Origin of the sequence: Cobetia sp. SIMBA_158 (genome assembly GCF_046566945.1) — a bacterium.
GTDB lineage: Bacteria > Pseudomonadota > Gammaproteobacteria > Pseudomonadales > Halomonadaceae > Cobetia > Cobetia amphilecti.
In genome coordinates this window covers 1-239 of sequence record NZ_JAWJYL010001011.1, presented here as the reverse complement: position 1 = coordinate 239, position 239 = coordinate 1, and the positions used below count along the sequence as shown (strand labels likewise).

Below are 239 nucleotides of genomic sequence, written 5' to 3'. Positions count from 1 at the left end.
CATTCAATAGAATTGAATGACGCTTGCTTGATCTATAAATTAACTAATTCTGTTCTCTTTTTTTGAGCGGATAATCCATCCATTCCAACTGAACCATAATAAATAACTAATCTATCTCTTTTACCAATAAGCCCCACTGGATAATCAGCTTCTCCAATGAAACCTTCAAAATCATCTGGATGGACATCAACTTCAATTTCGTGACCAATGAACGCATGATGATAAGATAGATCCTGATA

At 34.3% G+C, this 239-nt stretch carries 1 protein-coding gene; it reads right to left on the bottom strand.

Annotated features, from left to right (window positions below; translation table 11 throughout):
• Positions 1–32: 32 nt before the first annotated feature.
• A partial coding sequence (locus R2R70_RS22850) for a hypothetical protein (RefSeq protein WP_410979324.1) occupies positions 33–239 on the bottom strand: 207 nt, incomplete at its 5' end.